Raw genomic sequence first — 19857 nt, 5'->3', positions numbered from 1 at the left:
GCGCCTTTGGAATTTATCCCAAAGAATAGCAATGAATTTTTTATGATGATTAAGGAAGAAATAGAGCAAAATAGTACGATAACATTAGATGAAATAAATAAATGTATCGCTATTTTGTCACAATTGAATGCAGATACAGATCAAATTTTTGAAATACCAAAAGAGCAAAGAACAGCTTTAATCAAAGCTGCTGGGCAATTTTCGCGTCCAGATCGTGATGAGTTTGCTAAAAGAAAAAAGGACGCAAAAGCACTAGCCAAACGAAAGCAGGAAAAGAAAGATAGAACGGCTCGTAAGGAAACCGGAATTCGTTCTGCCCGCGAAGCAAGCATTTTTGTTGCTCCAAAACTTTTGGCTCATAGTGATCTTGCAAGTAAAGAGCAATTAGAACTCGAAACGCCTAGAAAGTGTTATGTGTGTAAAACTGAGTTTACAAAAATGCATCATTTTTATGACTCGATGTGTTCGGATTGTGGAGATTTTAATTATGCCAAGCGTTTTCAAACCGCAGATGTAAATGGTCAAATTGCTGTTATTACGGGATCCCGCTTAAAAATTGGTTATCATATCACTCTGATGCTGTTACGTGGTGGCGCAACTGTAATTGCAACGACTCGTTTTCCTGTAGATTCGGCTTTGCGTTTTTCTAAAGAAGACGATTTTATGGAGTGGGGGCATCGCTTGAAAATTCACGGATTAGATTTGAGACATATTCCGAGTGTGGAGATTTTTTGCAATTTCATAGAACAAAAATACGGACGATTGGACATTCTAATTAATAATGCGGCGCAAACTGTGAGACGTCCAGCGGGCTTTTATACCCACTTGATAGAAAATGAAGAGCTTCCAATTGGTTCTTTACCTCAGCAAGCTCAAGATTTATTATTGGATCATACCAATTGTTTGGAAGAATTAAAAGTATTGACCAGTGGAGCATCTTCTAATCAGAATATGCCAGTAACTTGGCACGGACCGGAACCTGGAATTGGTTTAAGGGCTTCTGCTAAATTATCTCAAATTCCATATTCTTTTGATAATACACTGGTTGCACAAGAAGTTTTTCCGGAAGGAGAACTCGATGCCGATTTACAACAGGTTGATTTACGAAAAGTAAACAGCTGGCGTTTGAAGTTGGGACAAATAGAAACTACTGAAATGATCGAAGTACAGCTTGTAAATTCGGTAGCACCTTTTGTATTGTGTAATCGTCTTTCGGAAGTGATGAAGAAAGACAACACTGGAAAAAAACACATCATAAATGTTTCGGCTATGGAGGGGAAATTTTACCGTGACTTTAAGGAAGACCGTCATCCACATACCAATATGGCCAAAGCAGCTTTGAATATGCTAACGCACACTGCTGCTGGAACACTTGCAAAAGACGGTATTTTTATGAATGCTGTAGACACTGGTTGGGTAACTGACGAGGATCCAGCGGAATTATCCAAACGCAAACAAGAAGAACAAGATTTTCAACCACCACTGGACATTGTAGATGGTGCCGCTCGAGTTATGGATCCTTTGTTTGATGGAATCAATACTGGAAAGCACTGGTGCGGAAAATTTTTGAAAGATTACAATCCTATTGCGTGGTAGTTTACAATTTCATTTTTTAATTAGAAACCCAAAGATTTCAGTTTAAAAATTCTTTATAAAATAGAAAACCACAACAGAATCAGATTCTGTTGTGGTTTTCTATTTTGAATCCGTAAAATTGGGATTTCTTATATTATTTGTGAAGAGGTTTTGATTTAATTTACTGAAAGTAATTTTATATCAAAAATAAGTACTGAACCTCCTGGGATCGGACCCATAGCATTATCTCCATATCCTAAATGAGAAGGTACTAAAAGAATTCCACTACCACCAGTTTTAAAATAAGGAATACCTTCAGTCCAGCCTTTTATAACTTGATCTAAACCAAAAGAAATTCCTTCCGGATTACTTTGATCAAATGTATTTCCGTTAGTAAAATAACCTTTGTAAGCTACAGTCACATTAGACGTTGCTGTAGGTTGTGTTCCAGTTCCAGGATCGGTAATCACATAATACAAACCAGATTCACTTTTTTGTGCAACTAGTTTATTTTTGGCGATATAATCGGTGATTTCTTTGTCGTTTTGGGCAACATAATCAACTGGTACTTCTTTTTCTTTTTCCTTTTGTTTAGAACAAGAAACAAAAAGTGTTATAGTCAGTAATGCAAATAATAAATGTTTCATAGATAGGTTATTTTTTATGAAGGCAAATATAATAAAATTTGATAGGATTTTGTCAGAAGCAATAGCCTTCAAAAACTGGAGTTTTGTTTTTCTGTATAAGATCAAAGATGAATACTTTAGAATAAATATTGATCTGGAAATTCTCTAAATATTATAATTAGCAGAATATTTAAAATCCTTCTCCGTCATTAAAATAGAAGGTTCTGGAATCACGTCCTAATCCAAAATTGACTATAAAATTAGTTAATGTATTTTTGTCAAGAAGCGCTCTTAATCCTACTCCGATAGCAGGCTGAATTGACTCAAATAATCCCAGATTTCGGTCAATATCACTTGCGGTTGTAGCATTAGCAAAGACTGTTCCGCTAATCATTTGGTTTTTGGTAATTGGGAAACGGTATTCACCCTCAAAGTACATCAGGTTTGTACCTCTAAAAAGCCCTTGTGTATATCCTTTTCCGCTACGGCTATTTTGATCCCAACCTAATGCCGGAAGATTTAAATAAGGTAATCTGCCGCTTGTCAAGAATTGGCCATAGGCCCAAAATCCTATAACATGCTGTTTGTTTATTTTGCTAATGGGGATGAAATATCGGGATTCAAGTAATAAAGTGCTGCTTTGATGTGCATTAATACTTATTTTGGGATTGTATCGATAATTCATGTTCAAGAATAAACCTTTATTGGTATTTATTAGGTTGTCTCTAGTGTCATAAATGAGATTTAAACTGACTCCATTGACTGCATAATTCTTAGTACTGAATCCATATTTTTTTGAATAATTATAATGGTAGGTGTATTGCTCATTGGCAACATCCAAAAGTTTATCATCTATGTTGGAATAACTGTCAAAATGTATTCCAGCTCCAATAAAAAATGAGGGAAATACATTGTAGGATACTGTTTCGTGAAATTTAAAATAATTGTAATTCATAGGTTGCTCTATAGAGCTGAAACTAAAATCTTTAAATTCAGAGCCCCAAGGAATAATATCGGTTCCTAAACCGTAATTGGATTGTGAGAAAATATAATATCTGAAATCACCACTAAAGAAGAAGTGGTCATTACTGATGTACATATTATTTTTTAAATAAGTCAGGACTTGTTTTTGAGAACTATAGGAAGCTCCTCCTGATAATAAAGAGATTTTGTTTTCTGGTTTTATTTTAAAACTAAATTGACTTATAAATCCAAGAGTAAAACCATTTGCGGGTTGGTATCCTAATGTGGGAAATGCTATTAAATTTCTTTTAGGATTGGGTTTGCCTATTTTTAGAGTATCTTCTTTTGTAAATAAATCAATAATAGACTTTAATGGATATTTTTTTTCTCCCTTATCATTTCCCTCTTGCGAAAAAATAGCTTGAGAAATGAAAAGTAAAAAAATAAATAGCAATAAGATTCTCGATTTTAAAATAGTTGTAAAATTCATATTGAAGATGCTGTTTTATCTAAAACATTTCAATTATCTGAAGTTGATTAATTAATTCAATGTAAAAATATAAAACTAAATGAAATTTCTTTATAAGTATTTGATTAAGACAATAAAAGTTTTTATTTATTTTTATGTTACTAAAGTATTATCTTAAAAAAGATTTGTAAAATAAAAAAAGCCACAACAAAACTGAATTCGGTTGTGGCTTTTAAATATTATTTTAAAGAATACGGTTAGTGTTTAAAATTTAGTTGTCTGCTAAAAAATTATCCTTCCATCTTTGCACTCAACTCAAACCATCTTTCTTCTTTGTCTTCTATTTTCTTGATAATGTTTTCTAGTTCTTTTGCTTTCTTTTCAATATTAGCATCAGACACTTTTCCGTCTGAAAACAGTTGTTCAATTTTGGCTTTGTCTATTTCTAAATCCTTGATTTCTCTTTCAATTTTCTGAAATTCCTTTTGCTCGTTGAAAGTCAAATTTCCAGTCGGATTGTTTTGTTTCCATTCCTTTTTTTCGGTTTTGTTCTCTTCTTTCTGAGCTACATCGGCACTATCTTCGTAGGCTCTAAAATCAGAGTAGTTACCAGGGAAATTTTCAATAACGCCTTGACCTCTAAAAACGAATAATTGATCTACGATTTTGTCCATAAAATAACGATCGTGCGATACCACAACCAAGCATCCCGGATAGTCGAGAAGGAAACTTTCTAATACGTTTAAGGTCACAATGTCTAAATCATTTGTTGGCTCATCGAGAATCAAAAAGTTTGGATTCTGAATCAAGACTGTACATAAATACAAGCGTTTTAACTCACCACCACTCAGTTTTTCGACATAATCATATTGCTTTTTGGCATCAAAAAGAAAACGCTCCAACAATTGCGAAGCCGAAATGATTTTTCCTTTCGCAAGCGGAATATATTCTCCGTATTCTTTGATAACATCAATGACACGTTGACCTGGTTTTGGATTAATTCCGCTTTGGGTATAATAACCAATTTTGATAGTGTCTCCCACAACCACTTTTCCAGAATCTAAAGGTAAAGTTCCTGTCAAGAGATTTAAGAATGTAGATTTCCCAGTTCCGTTTTTGCCAATGATTCCGATACGTTCTCCACGCTGGAAATCATAACTGAAATTATCCAGGATTACATGATCTTTGAATTTTTTTGAAAGTTTGTGAAGCTCAATAATCTTGCTTCCCATACGTTCCATATTTATTTCCAGTTCCACCACATTTTCTTTTCTGCGGCTTTGGGCTTTCTCCTTAATTACATAAAAATCGTCCTGACGTGATTTAGATTTGGTTGTTCTGGCTTTGGGCTGTCTGCGCATCCATTCCAATTCTTTGACAAAAAGGTTTTGTGCCTTATCGATACTTGCATTTTCTGAGGCAATTCGCTCTTCTTTTTTCTCCAAATAATAAGAGTAGTTTCCTTTATATTGGTATATTTTTCCGTTGTCAAGTTCTATGATTTCATTACAAACACGCTCCAAGAAGAAACGGTCGTGTGTTACCATAAATAGCGTAATATTTTCTTTGGCAAAATAACTTTCCAGCCATTCAATCATCTCTAAATCCAAGTGATTCGTTGGTTCATCGAGAATTAGTAAATCAGGGCGGTTAATTAAAATGATGGCAAGAGATAATCTTTTTTTCTGTCCACCAGAAAGGTTTTTTACTTTCAGTTTGAAGTCTTCTAGCTTCAATTTGAATAGAATTTGCTTGTATTGTGTTTCAAAATCCCAGGCATTGTGCTGATCCATTGCATCAAAAGCCTTTTGATACGCTTCCTCGTCTTCTGGATTTTCTAATGCTTTTTCGTAGGCTTCGATCACTTTTAAGGTCTCATTATCTGATGCGAAAATGCTTTCTTCAATCGTTAATTCATCCTGTAGTTTATTGTCTTGAGACAAAAAAGCCATTCGGATACTTTTTCTAAGTACAACTTGTCCAGTATCGGGTTCGTCAAAACCATTAATGATACTCATTATAGTGGTTTTACCCGAACCATTTTTGGCAATAAAGGCAATTTTTTGATCTTTGTTGATCCCAAAGGAAATATCTTTGAAGAGCGTACGCTCCCCAAAAGATTTTGATATATTTTCTACAGATAAATAATTCACAAGGCTATTTTTTTTTTGCAAAAGTAAACTATTATAGGACTAAATGCGAATTGTTTATTTTGAAACTAAAAGAGATGAGGTATTTACTCTTTCAAATACAGACTTAAATCAATAGAATGTGTATTTGTTGGGGAGTGTTTGCAAATGTTTTTTTGTATTAACAAAAAAGCCAATGACTAACTAAGGGATATTATACTTAGTGTAGTCATTGACTTTTATTTTAAAAAGAACTTAGGGAAGTCTTTTTATTTCAGAAACTTTTGATAGATACTTTCATAGTTCCGTTTGTAGTGGTGTTATTAAATTACAACTCAATATTGATATCAGGTTATAAGTACTATATTATAATAAATTATTTACTGTTATTGTGTTGTTAATTAATCCATTAGTTGTAAGTGAGCCTATTTTTTCCATTACAATGCCAGAGTACGTACCGTTACCATTATTAAAAGATATATAATTGGCAGTACTAACAGTACAATAAACTACATTCGTTCCTATAAAACGAATAGCGGGGTTACTTATCATTTCTTGATTGTTGTTAAGAATTTCATTCTTTCCATATATCAGTGCATTGTCAACGTAAATTGTGCAGTTTATAAACGTGATATTAAAACTAGTTAGTATAGTTCCTCTTCCTGCATCTTTCCAGATTGGTCCTTTCGAGAAAATAGTAGCATTGTAGAATTGTATCTTTTCAGTTCTGGCACCTGCAGTCGAAAAGAACATGGTATCATTATTGGTAAACGTACAATATCCAGTAATATTTGTTATACCTCCATATGCCCAATATCCCCCTTTACCTGTTACGGTAGCTTGATTCTTAAATATAATTTCTTGATTAGCCGTAGAACTTGCCGTTGCTACAATTGTGTATGAAGATGGATAAGTACATGATATATTTCCGTGTAATATCCTACACCCATTTCCTAGATATTGAGCTACTGTATAATACGTCGATGAGTTGGAACATGATATATTATTAAATTCTATATTTGAAAAGCCATGTGTTCCAGAAGCAAATAGAGTTGAAGTGGCGGAAGATGATATTCCATTTATAAAAATATTATTGGTTCCATTAAGATTTGTTTGCCCAAAAAGTGTGCCTCCATTATGAGTAAAAACACCTAAGATTTTCAGATTTACTGCATAAAATATATTACAATTGAAAGTCGCATCAGATTTCAAGTTATATGCATTTATTGTAAGTGCACTAAACCATTCGCCTACTGTTTTAGCTACTGAACTTCTAAGATCTAGTGTTCCGTTTGGAATGTCAAACATAAGATGCCCGCTAGTTGCATCTTTAACTAACTTTGTATTGTTATTACCTGCTAGAGTAAGTGTACAAGCAACATCTGATTTAAACGTACAATTCATAAACGGAATTATCGCTGTTATTGCAAATGTGGTTGGTGTTTCTAAGAATATAATATCACCATCTTTGAAATTAGCAGAGGTCAACACATAGTCGACGGTCAAATACGGTCGAGTAGAATCTTCATAAACACCTTTTGCATTATTACCTGTTATTCCATTTATATAATAGGTTCTTGGCACACGTGTTCCCGCAATTGGCAAATTACCTTCTAAAGTCCAAGTATCCTCTGCTATCTTTGTTAATGTCTTTGTTTCCCCTTTTACTGATGATAATGACGAATTAGTCAAAAGTGTTACACCAGAAAAAGGCACTAATGTGATTATACCGTTTCCTTTTTGTGTGTACTCTATTTTGCATCCAATAGGTAGTTTTTTGACGGAATTAGTTCTCAAATTCAACGTAATTGGATTGTCGTTTGTTGTAACGATTCGATTTCCATTCTGCCAGTAATCAAGTTCCCATGATATACCAGAGTAGTTATATACCAACATATCGGTATTTATAAACTCAATGTGCCAAGTATTTGGAGCAATTTTTATAAAAATTGCTGTACTGCTTTTTTCTAATGGACGAACAGCTCCATATAATTCTGCCTCTCCAGTAGGACTTATATTTCCCCCATTTCTATCACCCGTTATTTCAAATCTAGTTCCTACCGGTATGGGTACCAATTCCTGATTGTCGTTTTTTAATAAAATTTTTATATCAGCAGCTCCGCTGTAAAATAATTTTTCATCAGTAGGTAAAGGAACATACACTTGTTCTCCATTTATAACCTCCATTAAGTTAGTAATGTCTTTGATGTCAAGTAATTTTTTTTTGAACTTTCCCATAGACCAATCGTAAATAGCTTTGACACTGCCAAAGAAAATGTTGGAGGTCTTGTTTGATTCAATGTCCTGTGTCTTGTTGGAGCTATTTTCTTTTGTGTCCTGCAAGATTTTACCTTGTCTGGCATCTAATGCTTTGCCAGCAATGGTATAGTCAAGAGCATTATAACTATCGGTTTTGATGTTGTTAATATCACTAAACTCTAATTCTCCAATAGTGTTAGTGGTTAAGATTTTGTTCGGTTGATTTGTTTCTAAATCAGCTACTTTTATTCTGTTATGATCGATACTCATTTTTATATTTTTTAATGATTAATTATTTGATTTTTGACCTAATTGATTCAAAACTTTAGTTTAGTCAACCCAAATTTTGTATTAAATAGTTAAGAGAAAAAAAAGACTCAATTGTAATGGAGGAGGTGCTAATTATTGTTTTTGGTTTAAAAAAATCTAATACTGAATTTGGGAGAAATCCTGAAGATTTTGAATAGATTAATTGTTTTAGTGGCTAAAATCAGATTAGAATTTATGGATTTGGACTTTGTGCTTCCTTATAATTATGAGTTAAAATTCCATTTGCAAAATAGGTATGAAATGGATTTAATGTCAGCGGATAGATCTTTCTTTCTTCTAAGTTAATCGTAACTGATGTAACCAGTATAATCTCATTGTTGATAGTATATAAATTGTCTCCAACCAGAATATCTCCTAAAGGAATAAATCTCCAAAAACCATCACGTTGAATCAGTTGTAGGTGAGTTGGAGTAGCCTCTAACAATCCTTGATTAATAATCATTGTTTTATAGGCGACTTTCTGCGATATTTTGGTTATTGGTGATGTAATTCTACTTTCTGATAAATAGTCAGAGGACCATTTGTACAATTCATTGGCATTATTGGTATCAATTAATGTTTCAATTTCAGAAGAAAGCAGCAGTTGATCAAGCTGTAATTCTTCGATTGCTTTGCTTGAACCATCAGGTAATGTAATTAATGTACCTTCAACAAAGCAGCCATTACCACCTCCACCACCATGTGGCGGGGTCTGGGTAATTTCACATACTCCTGCATTATTTGCATAAGTTTGTACATTTGCAGCTAGCCATGCATCTGCTTGTGCATTAGCATCTGCTACACTAGTAGTAGAAAAAAATTGATTTGGATAGGAGGTAAGTACTACTTTACTTCCGCTATATCCATTTCCGCAGTTGTTTTTTACCGCACTTAAATTTCTTTCTACACTATAATATCTTGTACTTGGAGCACAAGTTGCAGTATCTAAAACCGGTGCAATGTAATCCGGATCTGTGACTACATTTGGTTTTGTTACTCCTGCTGAACTATTGTCATCTGTGAAGTATAACTCAAGTGACGCAAAAGATTTATATCCTGTATTCCCCATACTTTATTTTTTAATAAGTTATTACAATTTGCCCTGTAGAGGAGTTTTTGGAATACGTTATGTACCCAAGATTAGTAACAGATTCTATATTTTGGGCCAAAGCTTTACCTTGTATTGGTACTTTTTTAGAAAAATTCTTTTGGTCAATCATAGTTCCGCCAACATTAATCATATCATATCCTGTCTTAACCATTGTTCCGCCCAAATAGGTAGTTACTTCAATATCTATATTTCCTGTACCGACAGAAGTATACCATGAACCAGCCATTCTTACCTGAATTGTGTTAAGAGTAGGGTAGTCCGCAGTTATTTTACTAAAATTTACCAAACAACTTTCTATACCATTTGCTTGTGTATTATCTCCAGCCCACATGATATACGAGTCTGCTGCGATGGTGTCATTAGGGAGTTCATTCCCAAAATTATGTCCCCAGCCCATCCATTTATTATCCAGAGAAGTTCCCGAGTTTACGATTCCGGTATAAGTGTCAAAATCTTGTCCAGCTCCTAATGCCCATTTGTATCTAATGACCATATAGTTAAAAGGAGATAGTGTTGTTGTAGGTTCTACCACACAAGAAGGATTTATTCCTCTCCATGCAGTAATCCTACATGTTCCTGCATTATTTGCATATGCCTGTACATTTGCAATCAACCATGCATCTGCTTTTGCATTGGCATCTTCGAGACTTATGGTCGATACAAACTGGTTTGCATTAGCGGTAAGAGTGACGGAAGTACCAATGACTCCAGCAGCACAATCATTTTTTGTTGCAGTCAATGACTTGGCTTTATTGTAATATTCCATATTTTGTTTAATAAGTGATTATGACTTGTCCTAGTCTTAATTATTAAATTATTTTATAGCTGTTAATGCTAAATTTTGCAAAGAGCAATGCTAATTCATCACTAGTTGCTCCAACTAAAGTTGTGAGCTATAAATCAGGTTATCCTGAAGAAAGAAAAATCAGAATGAACGATAAGGAGTATCGTCACTGTATTTGTACTTAGACTTTGCCCGAATTATAATCGCTGTAAAAGTCCCAATAAAGGCTAAAAGGAACTATGTCAAATAGGTTGATAAATCTGTGGTTCCTATTAACTGTTCTAAAATTGTTTTCAAGAGTTTATTGCTTTTTTTGTTTTACAATTTCACCTGTTTCAATATTCACTCGAATGTCTCCGTATTCCTCTTTGATTGCTTTTTCCAGTTCATTGAAGTTTTGTTGCTGAACGGCAATCTGACTCAAAATATCAGCTTTTTGAAATTCATATTGAATCGATAATTCTCCTAATGACAATCTGGCTTTGTCCATGAATGCATTAAAATCCTGTAACTTCTTTAATTGTTCTGGATTGATTGTTTTTGATTCTTCTTTATTGATTGTTGTGTTTTCCATTTTTTATTATTTTAATGTATTTTCGAGTTTTTGGAATAATTTTTTTAGGTTATTTAATTTTTTGTTATATACCTTTTAAAAATTATTGTTTAATCTTTTTAAAATTGAGTAGATAGCTTATGGTTTAATTACCAGGATGTTAATGCAGTTCTTACCCAAAGATTTGTTTGCTTACAGACATATATGTAATCATCAGTTATTCTAATTTCGCCTGGATTACCTGCACTTGTAGAAGTTAGTGGTGCCACATCGAATCCAGTTTTGTTAATTTGCCCACGAAATGTCCAGTTTGTACCATCATGTTGAGCCGCTATAGTTCCAGCTCCATTGGCAATAATTATATTGTTTGTAAGTGTTGCTGGAGATGTTGCAGTATATCCTATTATTACATTTCCGGACCCTGTAGTTATTCCTGAACCAGTTTCTCTACCTATAAAAATGTTATTGTCTCCCGTTGATAGATATGAACCTGCATTTTTTCCTATCGCGGTATTTTTGCTGCCTTTACAGTTTAAAAGAGAATAAAAACCAACTGCGGTATTTTCGTTTCCTGAAATATTTAATCTAAGTGATGATGCGCCTATAGCTGTATTGGCTGATCCAGAAGTATTATCGGGTAAACTATCATTTCCCAGTGCTGTATTACCATAACCAGTTGTATTAGATTTTAATGCATTTTCTCCAAAGGATGTGTTGGTAGCAATATTTCCTTGTCCATTATTCCAAACAGTTTTATTTGTATTATTAGATTCTAAATGTGGTATACTAGAAGATGTATTCGCTATAACAAAAGCTGTTGTAGCAATTTGATCAGTATTAGTTCCTGCAGTAGCTGTTGGCGCGGTTGGTACTCCTGTAAATGTAGGAGATGCTAATTTGGCATAAGTCGATAAATCAACATCAGAAGCTTTTAAATATGGAACATCTTCTAAATATGTTGAGCTTACAACTAATCCTGAGGAATCTGTTTTAAGGGTTTTTTGTGATTGAATTAATTTTGATATTGTATTATTATCTTTAATATATAATTCTCCTCCTTGGCTGCATATTCCATATTCTGCTCTATTTGGAGACGAAAGTCCAGATACCCAATTTTCTGTTAAGTTGGTTCCATCTAATAAAACCTTAGCAACAGAATCTAAATTATTCATATAGATATATCCGTCAGAATGCAAAAACAGTGAGTAAATACTTTTAGTTGTAGTAACTAAATTAGTTACTACACCATTGGCTATATTTATTTTTTTTATAGAGTTGTCATGTGCTGCATAGATAAATCCATTATTTCCGCTTATCAATCCAGTATTATAATATGCTCCTACATTTGCAAAGTTTTCTGTTTTTACTCCTGCTGGTGTACTTCTATGAATATTTCCACTAGTGTAATCTAAAACATATATATTATTGTCACTAGCTACGGTTATCCCATAAAAATATTGATCGTTTGCCGTAAATGTAGCGACGATTACACTACCAGTTCCATCTGGATTTACAGAATGAATTCTACTCAAATTTCCTCCTATGTATATTTTGTTATCATTGTTATTATAGCATAATGAGTATGTACTCCCTCTATTAGGGCCTATAGAGCTAGAAACTGTATTTTCAATTTTTACTAATGTTGCATTAGTTGTGTAAAACACATTTCCTATATTAATTAAGCCATAATTTGAAGAAGGAATAGTAGCATAAGTACTTCTTGGTTGAGTTATTCGAGTTAATTTTAAACCACTAATCCCAGTAGTACCACTATCAATAACTAATTCTCCCGTTTTAGTTTCTGTACTGAATCCAGTTTTATGTAGTACATTATTTAGAGCCACCTGCGTAGCCATAGAAACAGGCTTATTTAAATCGCTAGTATTATCAATATTAGCAAGACCAACAGCTGTTTTATCAAGTGTCTGCCAAGTTTTATCACCTCTGTAATATTGAGCAGTTGATCCTGGAGCAATAGTATTTTCTTTACCTGATAAATCAACAACGCCACCAATTTTCTTTTCCACACCATCACTTCCCATTACATACATGTCGGTAGTACCGTCAGTTTTGGCGTATAATTTTGCGTGACCTTGTGATGCAGCTGGAGAAGCAGAACCAGCTAAAGTTAAAAATCCGTCAGTAATATCGGCTTTTTCATTTAATGTTGTAAATGAGGTTCCAGTGACATTCCCATCGTGCGTGATAAATGCGTTTTCTTGCTGTATTTTTTGAACACTGATCGCTTTTCTGTTAACATTGGCTGTAGTGGTATCAAAAGTAGAGGTAGTAGCGTTAGAACTAGAATTTTGTACTAGTTTTAAACAGTTGGCACTATTGTTTTTGGTAATGGTAAGAACATCTTGTTGCGAAGTATCGTGAGTTAAGTTTAATGCTCCGTCTTTTGATTCGTTTCCTGTAGTATGAATTACAAAATTATTATTTGCGTAAACTGTAGGGTCAAGTGTACCATCTCCTTTAATAAACTGTGTATTTGTGCCACCAGTAGTAGTAAACTTTGGTGCTGTTACATTTCCTTCGCTGTCAATTTTTGTTTTAACAACATTATTTTTTGCTACTTGTAATAGATCACCTGTTGATGCAGTTGCTGAGTTTAAATTTATCGCAACCCCATCTCCGGTATTTGATAATTTAACAGCAGTTCCTGTTGATGAATTTGACATAGCAATTCCATTTCCTGCACTACTATTAGTAACATCAAGTGCTGTAGCTGTAGCACCACTATTTGTTAATACAATACCGTTTGTTGAAGTAGGAGTAGTGTTGTTAAAAGTTAAGATACCACTTTTAGTTTCATTTCCTGTTGTATGTAGAAAATTGGTGAGATCAATAGCAGTACCTGATCCGTTTCCAGGATTGGGACTCAAATTTTTATACCAATAATCTACTTCGATATTTCTATTGCTTACATTTGAAGAAAAAGTAATTACTGCTGTATCGTAATTTATGGTATAATCTTCTCCTTCAAGTAATAGTTGCCCATTCTTATACACCTTAACACTATATTGGATAGGCAATTTTTCTAACGATAGAGTAGTGCCGCTAAAATTGTCAATATGCTCTTTGAATGGCATATAACAATTACCAGTAATGATTCCTATATTTCGTAAACCTGTATTCAAAAGCGCTGGTGTTACATAATGCTGGTTATCGATTCCGGCTTCGACCATTTGAAAATTGGCTTTATCTTCGTCTTTATGAACGAAACTATCAAAAATTTCCCCGAAATCGTTTTGTGAAGGAATATCACCATTTTCAAATTTGTTACTAATGTTGATTCTGCTTGTTGCCATGTTGTTTTAATTTATTTTCGTGCTATAATTATTTATTTGATGAACCAGTTTTAAATGCCAATGAGTTTAGTCATTGGCATTTTTTTAGATTTATAGGGTTATAATTTTTTCTTCACTGCTGTACATACCTGAAGAGTTCACAGAGATTACTTTGAAATGATGGTAGATTCTTTCGGCATCAACAGTCTTAATAATCAATTCATCACTTCCTAATTTAGTTTCTAGTAAAGGCTGAACGATAGCATTTCCGTTGGAGACAGTCTCATGGATTTTATCCCAATTTCCTTGATTGTTCATCTTATAGAGATGGTATTTTCCATTGTGAACTGTTTTCTCCCAATTGAAAACTACTGGTTTTAACACAGACTCATTTGCTCCTGTAGGAGTTCCTGTTGCATGTAATACAGGTGATTGAGGCGAAACCGCATCGGCAATAACTGTAGCAGTGATTTTTGATGGTTGTGACGGTGTATAATCAATATTGATAATAGGATTCAGTTCTGACGAACTTGGATCTGCATATTCAATTTCTCGTGAAACAGTAAGCCTGTAAAAGAGGCCATCTCCAAAAGGAATGCTTTCTAAATCTTCAAACTCATCATAGACTGACCAGATATTTTCGAAATCAGGAGACAATGTGTCTTCACTAATTACAACTTCTTTGGCAAGAGTCATTGTTCTTATCGATTGCGCATTAAGCATTGAAGTAGCACGATATATACTTATTTTCTTGATCTTATGCTCTGGATGATAAGGATTCAACTCTATTTGAATAGCTGGTTTAATACCTAAAACCGGATTCTCTAAGACTGGCATGATTCGCTTAATTTCTGGTGCTTGAGGCGGATTTGACGATACTAATTTTATAGGGCCTTTGAAAGGGCTAAACTCTCCAAAATTCATTTTAATATCCATTTCACGTACTCCATAGAAATAAAAGTTATTCGAGGTTCCGTCTAAACTGAAATCAGTAAACTGTACTTTGTTTTCTGCGATATCCACAATTTTCATCATTGGAGCCATATCAAAATCAGGATCGGTTGGTTTTAAAATATGTCCATTTTTATCTTTGATGGTTTGTTTCTTAGCAATAGGAACATATGTTGGATCATCATTAATAAAATCATAGATAACTGGTACTTCCGTTAGTGGTACAAATGCTGAGTGAATGGCTTGTTCTATAAAGTGAATCGCTAATAAATTCTGTTCAATTCCATCTGCTGTAGAAATTATAACCTGATTGAGTGCCGATAATGAACTAATTTTTGCTACCGTTTTATTTTGTGTTTGATTATGCCAATCGATAAAATCATTAATTGATTTGATTAATTGTACATTGTCTGGTACGGGCAAACGAAATTTGAGTAAAGGATCACCTTCTGTTGGAAATTCTGTATAATTTGCTTGTGTTTCTAGTGTATTGAAATCTAAAAAGTTTTCCCATCTATTGGTGAAATAGGTTTCATTATTTCCACCAAGTAGTTTTAGTTTTTCACGGATCGTAGTAATGGTTCCTCTTTCGTATAAAGTACTTAATATTGCTTCATCACTGGCTCTGTAATGCAATACACCATATGGTTTATGATTGTATTTGGTTGTAAATGTATAAGTAGAACGTTTAAAGAAATCAGGTCGAGTGGCATACAAAGCTCCTTCTGGTTGTTCCGGTCTAACTGGCTCTTCGATTCTAACAGCATACATCGGGCTTGGCGTACTAATTTTTGAATCGTAGTCAAATTTATTAGAATGACCACTAATTCCAAATATCGAATAGTGTGTGCTTTCTCCCGTTCTTGGAAGTATATTTGCTTTCGTTAAACCATACGCAGGATTGGCAAAAAGATATACTTTATAGCTTGGATAATAATTCACTTTTTGATTCCCAACTATAATTTCATCATAATTTGGATCCATCGATGTGCTACCGTTTTGTCCTAATTTAAAATTCGTATCATTGATATACAACACTAAATCATTAGTAGTCCCTATATTCTCTGTTCGTACTACTTTGAACTCTTTTCTTGATTTTACAGGTATTGTACTTCCTGACTCTACAGAGCTTTTAGTAAACAATCGAACGATACCATTAAACCATTCTACCGAGTTTTCGATGTTTTCTCCTTTATATTGAGTGTGTTGAGGTAATTTAAAATCAGTAAAAGTTAGTTTATATAGCCCCAAGTGTTTGGTTCCAGGCAATGGTACCTCATCTCCATTTGCATCTGTTTCATACACTGTTTCTTCAACTCTTTCGATATTTGCTGTTTCCCAAATTCCTCTTGTTTTTTCTATTTGTAAATCACCATTGCCCTGACTGTCTTTTGGCTGAATGATTTCTCTATGAACAGATTTTAAATTAGCCGGATATTGAACTTGAAAATTAATAGGTCCTGGTTGATGCCAATTTGAAGGCGTTAACATGTTCTCAACCAAAGTGCATAATCCGTTTTCAGGAATTTTAATCGCTTTTATCTGTTCAGAATCGATAGTCGCATTTCCTTCAGATACAATACTGGAAGCTACTTCTTTGTTCATTACATCGACTTTTTCAACATCTCCTTCAAAATAAACTTTGGTAACAACAAAGTTTTGATCTCCAATAGTTAAAATTCCTCCAATGAATCGATCTTTATTCACATCATTTATCGTCAGACTGATTACTTCACCGGTGCTCATAACGGTATATCCTTTGATTTTAACAGTTGATATGACGCTATTGGTTGGATCACTTTCTATACTAATAATTTTTGCATATTCTATTTGAGGAAGACTATCTCTAAAATAGAGTTTAAAATAATCCGCAAATATCTCTTCACTATCAGGATATATAGTATGCGGAGCTAAGGCATCCGTAAGACTCATATCCTTTGGAATAGTATAATTCAATAACTCTTGAACCGAATAATAATCAAAAAGCATTCTGATATAGGTTTTGTCCTCTGTTGTAATTGTGTTTAAGCGATTTTGCTCGCTTTGAGATGTAAACATCAAAGGACTTTCCGGAGTAATCAAGAGCGGGTTAATCCCAGTTGGTGGCATTAGGGTATTGGTAGGTTTTATGTTAGAAACAATACTTATTTGCCTACCCGATGTTGCTCTTGAAAAGATATTAATACCATATCCTTGATACTTATATTCATTAATTCCTATTTCATCTTGACGAACATTCAAAAATGATTTTTGTGATTCAGGAATAATAATTGGAGCAGGTTCATTATAGGATTTTGCCAAGTCTTTATTGACATTAAAATAGTCTAAATCTCTAGCTAATTCTGGTTTTCTCCAATTGGGTTCCTGACCAATTTTATAATCTACCCCTACATAAATTGGGAATGTGAAATTACTTCCGTCATACTCTAATGAAGAATCGAAAAAAGCAGTATTAGTGCCATAATCCATGATGTCTTCCATGAATAAACTAACATATCTTTTTTTTCCATCAAAGCTATATCCCTCTGCATTGGTAATTTTTAATGGTTCCTTTCCTTCTTCATCGACATTTAAACCAGGTACAATTTTATTTAATTGTACAGGAAGAGGAAAACGTTCTTTTTCTATAGAAGTTGGTATACTCATAGAAAGATGCTGTATCTCTCTTGCTCCCAAACCATCTTTTAAATCCCCAAAAGTGGTGTACTCTGTGAGATAAATAAAATCTCCAGAAAGAATGTTGTCATCTATATCTATACAGCCTAACCCCAACATACGAGCAACATGATAATCATTTGCTGCAATGTTTAGTAAATCTAAATTTGATACTTCGCTTGTATTTGGAGTTCCCACAATGGTATCTCCAAAGTTAATGGTCTCTAAAGCGGTAGGATTATTTAATGATTGATTATTGCTTAATTCAAGATATTTTTCGACTACTTGCTTAATATTTCTATCACCAGCTTGTGCCTGTCGATTCCATTTATCTTTATAATTGGCAATATTTACATACTCACCATCATTGTATTTTAGCCATTTTCCATGAACTGAATTTAGTTTTGGCTCTAATTGCTCAAATACTTTGGTATCATCTTGGTTTAGTGCATATTTCCCTTTCAAATCCCAGGTTTCAGATTCATTTGCATGCTTAATGAAATCGGAATAAAATTCAAATTTGATTTCACCTAGTGTACAATTGCTGGCTTTAAATCGGATACTTCGTCCATTTTCGGCTACCAAGCGAACAGCGTCTAATTGAGATGAGGCATAGGTTTTTCTGGTGGTCACTCTTTTTGGTGACAAAATAGTATTCTCAGCTACAGACAATGTTTCTAATCTAAGAGCACTTGAGGTAGTTACTGAACCAAAGTTTAATTCTGCAGCAAAAAACAATTCATTTTTGTTTTCGATTTCAATCAGATTGTTTCCGTAGGCTTGAATAAAACCAGATGGATTAGTTCTGGGATTAATAGTAGCTTTTACAGATAGATACTTTAATTTGTTTTTAAAATAAACATAAATCGATCTTTCAGGATTAATCGTTTTATAAATCCATAGTGCATTCTTATTGTCTACCAATTCAGGAATATTACTGAAATTTATGGCAGTACTAATTTTTGCATATGGAGCTCTATAGACTTTTACATAATCCTCATTTTTGTTAAAACCAAAGTTGGCACCGGTAAATAAGTTTCCTTTTGGAAGATGCTTTTCGCCTAATTCGCCAGCAAGAAGCCAACGAAGATGCATCCCTTTTGTACTGTCTATTCCTTTTGAACCCGCAGCTATAATTTGTAAACTAGGAGATTGGAGCGCTGTTTTACCTGGAGTAATCCCAACGATATGTACTTCCTTTGTTACAGTAAAACTGATATTGAATCCGTTAAGATTATTAACTTTTCTTAAAATTATAGGTGCAGCATAGTTTCCAATAAGCACAGGCGTTCCATCAATTCTAATCACAACTTCTACTTGTGATAAGGCAGGTATGGTAACAGTATCTCTTAGTTTAAAAACCAATCCGTCTAAGTTACTGGCATTGTGAATTCTTGTACCAGCTGTTAATGTCAAATCAACACGGCTTTTGTTTTTTAGCACTAAGCTACCGGCTTCTTGATGAACAGGAATCCCTTTTTTCAAAATAGGGTAAACCAATTTATTTTCAACAATATTCACATTGGCAACACAACCTATTTGTGCAGTGGCTAAATCAGCCGAAAGTTGGTTTAACTCCGAACCCAAAGTACTAAAATCTGGAACTCTGATATAGTCTGTATTTAGAATAGAAGTACCGTTAGTTTTTAGGATAGGTTCCTTCCCTAAGTAAAAGTTAAGTGGAGTTACCAATTCTGTGGCTGTAGATTCACTACTTGTTACACCATAAACAAAAACATGTGATTTTTGGTTTAGATTGCTATATAAACCTTTTAGTATGCTGGTATTGCTTGCTTGTAAACCATCGGTAACAACAACAATAATGTCTGGAATTACTGTTAAATTGTTAACAACGTCTAAACCCGATGCCCAATAATCTGATTGTGGGTTGATTGATCTGGAACCAAATGAATTAATCCAGTTTGTAAATTCCGATTGATTACTTGAAATTCTTTTTTGAATAATATGATCAGATCTTAAATTGCCATCATTATTCGACATACCGATTAACGAAAGTGTTATTTTACTCTGAGCTTGAGAATTGATAAATGAAGTTAACCCACTGCGTATTTGCTGTGCTTCGTTTCCATTAATTGAACCAGATTCATCGACTACAATAGCTATATAGGTTTCGCAACCGGTGAATTGGCTCTCTTGAAGATTTATAGAACTCATTTTTA

The 19857-nt window shown here is 33.8% G+C and carries 11 protein-coding genes; 2 read left to right on the top strand and 9 right to left on the bottom strand.

Features of this window, described 5'->3' with window-relative positions; all coding sequences use genetic code 11:
• Positions 1-45 precede the first annotated feature (45 nt).
• Positions 46-1596 carry an SDR family NAD(P)-dependent oxidoreductase gene (locus OZP08_RS17695; protein WP_281323614.1) on the top strand — a complete coding sequence of 517 codons (1551 nt, stop codon included), beginning with the start codon at positions 46-48 and terminating at the stop codon, positions 1594-1596.
• A gap of 155 nt (positions 1597-1751) precedes the next feature.
• Here the strand turns inward: OZP08_RS17695 and OZP08_RS17690 are convergent, their stop codons facing one another.
• From OZP08_RS17690 to OZP08_RS17665, 6 genes are all read right to left on the bottom strand, one after another.
• Positions 1752-2222: an FKBP-type peptidyl-prolyl cis-trans isomerase gene (locus OZP08_RS17690; protein ID WP_268847411.1), complete on the bottom strand. Its 471-nt coding sequence runs from the start codon at positions 2220-2222 to the stop codon at positions 1752-1754.
• A 169-nt stretch (positions 2223-2391) separates the two neighbouring features.
• Entirely contained in the window at positions 2392-3654 is a 1263-nt protein-coding gene (locus OZP08_RS17685; RefSeq protein ID WP_281322481.1) for a BamA/TamA family outer membrane protein, read from the bottom strand.
• Positions 3655-3923: 269 nt separating this feature from the next.
• On the bottom strand, positions 3924-5786 hold the full coding sequence (locus OZP08_RS17680; RefSeq protein WP_281322480.1) for an ABC-F family ATP-binding cassette domain-containing protein: 1863 nt from the start codon (positions 5784-5786) through the stop codon (positions 3924-3926).
• A 342-nt stretch (positions 5787-6128) separates the two neighbouring features.
• Complete coding sequence (locus OZP08_RS17675; protein ID WP_281322479.1) at positions 6129-8291, bottom strand: hypothetical protein; 2163 nt, start codon at positions 8289-8291, stop codon at positions 6129-6131.
• A gap of 232 nt (positions 8292-8523) precedes the next feature.
• Positions 8524-9399 (bottom strand): DUF5977 domain-containing protein, encoded by an 876-nt coding sequence (locus OZP08_RS17670; RefSeq protein ID WP_281322478.1) that lies wholly within the window; start codon positions 9397-9399, stop codon positions 8524-8526.
• Between the two features lie 10 nt (positions 9400-9409).
• A complete protein-coding gene (locus OZP08_RS17665; protein WP_268847405.1) occupies positions 9410-10207 on the bottom strand; it encodes a DUF5977 domain-containing protein in 798 nt (265 codons plus the stop codon).
• A gap of 65 nt (positions 10208-10272) precedes the next feature.
• On the opposite strand from OZP08_RS17665, the gene OZP08_RS17660 reads away from it, so the two are divergent.
• A complete protein-coding gene (locus OZP08_RS17660) occupies positions 10273-10410 on the top strand; it encodes a hypothetical protein (protein ID WP_281322477.1) in 138 nt (45 codons plus the stop codon).
• A gap of 116 nt (positions 10411-10526) precedes the next feature.
• Here OZP08_RS17660 and OZP08_RS17655 read toward each other — a convergent pair whose 3' ends face one another.
• The 3 genes from OZP08_RS17655 to OZP08_RS17645 form a co-directional block, all read right to left on the bottom strand.
• Entirely contained in the window at positions 10527-10799 is a 273-nt protein-coding gene (locus OZP08_RS17655) for a hypothetical protein (RefSeq protein ID WP_268847404.1), read from the bottom strand.
• A 128-nt stretch (positions 10800-10927) separates the two neighbouring features.
• Positions 10928-14092 carry a beta strand repeat-containing protein gene (locus OZP08_RS17650; RefSeq protein WP_281322476.1) on the bottom strand — a complete coding sequence of 1055 codons (3165 nt, stop codon included), beginning with the start codon at positions 14090-14092 and terminating at the stop codon, positions 10928-10930.
• 90 nt (positions 14093-14182) lie between these two features.
• A complete protein-coding gene (locus OZP08_RS17645; RefSeq protein WP_281322475.1) occupies positions 14183-19852 on the bottom strand; it encodes a hypothetical protein in 5670 nt (1889 codons plus the stop codon).
• Positions 19853-19857 lie beyond the last annotated feature (5 nt).

It is taken from the genome of Flavobacterium aestivum (genome assembly GCF_026870175.2).
Taxonomy (GTDB): Bacteria; Bacteroidota; Bacteroidia; order Flavobacteriales; family Flavobacteriaceae; genus Flavobacterium; species Flavobacterium aestivum.
This window is presented reverse-complemented; position numbering and strand designations above follow the sequence as displayed.

What these genes read in the sequence shown, in the direction of transcription:
- OZP08_RS17660 (WP_281322477.1), top strand. Translation starts at nt 10,273, where the DNA reads ATGCTAAATTTTGCAAAGAGCAATGCTAATTCATCACTAGTTGCTCCA.
- OZP08_RS17685 (WP_281322481.1), bottom strand. Translation starts at nt 3,654, where the DNA reads ATGAATTTTACAACTATTTTAAAATCGAGAATCTTATTGCTATTTATT.
- OZP08_RS17645 (WP_281322475.1), bottom strand. Translation starts at nt 19,852, where the DNA reads ATGAGTTCTATAAATCTTCAAGAGAGCCAATTCACCGGTTGCGAAACC.
- OZP08_RS17695 (WP_281323614.1), top strand. Translation starts at nt 46, where the DNA reads ATGATTAAGGAAGAAATAGAGCAAAATAGTACGATAACATTAGATGAA.
- OZP08_RS17650 (WP_281322476.1), bottom strand. Translation starts at nt 14,092, where the DNA reads ATGGCAACAAGCAGAATCAACATTAGTAACAAATTTGAAAATGGTGAT.
- OZP08_RS17690 (WP_268847411.1), bottom strand. Translation starts at nt 2,222, where the DNA reads ATGAAACATTTATTATTTGCATTACTGACTATAACACTTTTTGTTTCT.
- OZP08_RS17665 (WP_268847405.1), bottom strand. Translation starts at nt 10,207, where the DNA reads ATGGAATATTACAATAAAGCCAAGTCATTGACTGCAACAAAAAATGAT.
- OZP08_RS17655 (WP_268847404.1), bottom strand. Translation starts at nt 10,799, where the DNA reads ATGGAAAACACAACAATCAATAAAGAAGAATCAAAAACAATCAATCCA.
- OZP08_RS17675 (WP_281322479.1), bottom strand. Translation starts at nt 8,291, where the DNA reads ATGAGTATCGATCATAACAGAATAAAAGTAGCTGATTTAGAAACAAAT.
- OZP08_RS17670 (WP_281322478.1), bottom strand. Translation starts at nt 9,399, where the DNA reads ATGGGGAATACAGGATATAAATCTTTTGCGTCACTTGAGTTATACTTC.